This window comes from Mesobacillus sp. (genome assembly GCF_049588175.1).
Taxonomy (GTDB): Bacteria; Bacillota; Bacilli; order Bacillales; family Cytobacillaceae; genus Mesobacillus.
The window spans coordinates 1-1,569 of the sequence record NZ_JBAVFI010000735.1 but is presented as its reverse complement, the minus strand read 5'-3'; the positions used below and the strand labels follow the sequence as shown (position 1 = coordinate 1,569).

The following is a 1,569-nucleotide window of genomic DNA, read 5'->3' as shown; positions in this document are numbered from 1 at the left end:
CCTTAATCTATACGAATAAGAACATATAAAGTTTCACACGGAATCATGGGGACGTATCTTATGCTTCCGTTTTCTAAATAGAATTTCTCATTAGATCTTAAACTGTAAAAACTTAAACATAACTTCTTATAGGAGCAAAGGGTACGTCCCTTTGCTCCACTGCGTCCCTTTGCTCAACTGAATAAAAAAGAAGCGCAGGGTACGTCCCCATGCTTCCGTGTGAAACTTTATATGTTCTTATTCGTATAGATTAAGGACAAATTGATAAGGGGATTTTTATGGGGAATATAATTTTATTTGCGCTTTTGGTTGGACTGGCATCTGCCCTGATTCTGATTCCATTTTCAAAAGGGGAACAGCAGGAGAGGAAAATGACGTCTGTTTTACTGATCGCTGCTATTGTCCTTTTTACGATTGGGACTTTTGCGTTTTATTATTTGTTTAATTTGGACCGGAACCTTTCTTCTTTGTGGCCGTTTGCAATTCTGGTCACGCTTGGCGGAGCGATTTTTGCAGCCGGGAAGGAACGGATGATTAAAGGGAGTATGTTTTTGCTCACCTTGCTTATAGGTGTGTATTTTTTACTCGCTTTTCTTTTTAACGCAGAGGATAAATATGAATCTGCGAAAATGGCAGAAAAGATGGAGATTTCAACCTTTGATGAAAAAGAAACACCGGCGAGTGTCCCTCCTCATTTTGCCCGCAATAAAATGAAAAAGGCGTTTGGCCAGGTTCCGAATACAAGTTTTTACGAGCTTGGGAATTTGCAAATCCAAAAGGTCAATGGAGAATATGTCTATATCGCTCCTGTTGAATTTTCGGGTCTTTTCAAATGGGTGAATGGCAAGTCGACACCGGGTTATTTTACCATCAGTGCCACAGATTCATCAGCAAATCCAAAATTCAAGAAATCAGACATGATTTATACACCTTCTTCTTTCTTCAATAAAAATATCGAACGCCATTTACGAATGCAGTATCCTGAGTCGATTTTTTACGGAGACACCCAGCTTGAGGTCGATGACGAAGGAAAACCTTATTATATCAGGACCTTCGGCGAATTTATCTCTGCCCGCAACGGCTTTAAAGTGAAAGGGGTGGTGGTCGTTGACCCGAAATCGGGGGATACGAAGATGTATGCTTTAGCGGATGTACCTGAGTTTATTGACGGCGCCGTTTCCCCAGAAGCAGTAAGCCTGCAAAACAGCTATTACGGCAATTACATTCATGGCTTTTGGAACAGCCTTTTTGGCAAAAAGGATGTAAAATTGCCGTCGGATGAAGGGACCGAAGCCCAGGTCAGCCCGATCTTCGATGAAAATGGCGAAATGTATTATTTCACCGATTTTACCAGTCCGAAAGAAGGGGTCGACTCAATGCTCGGGTATTCACTGACGAATTCAAGGACAGGGAAAGCAACCTTCTACACTGGAAATCTTGAAGAATCCTATATGGATTCCGAAGGTGCGATGCAAATTATTGAAAAGAAGTTCATTGAGAAAAAGTGGCATGGAGAAATGCCGATTCTCTATAACTTCTATGGAGAAGCAAGCTGGTTAACATCTGTTC

At 41.3% G+C, this 1,569-nt stretch carries 1 protein-coding gene; it reads left to right on the top strand.

The features are described 5' to 3' along the window. Positions 1-278 precede the first annotated feature (278 nt). Positions 279-1,569 (top strand): hypothetical protein (locus WB217_RS17895; protein ID WP_423994655.1); only part of this gene is annotated, 1,291 nt, incomplete at its 3' end.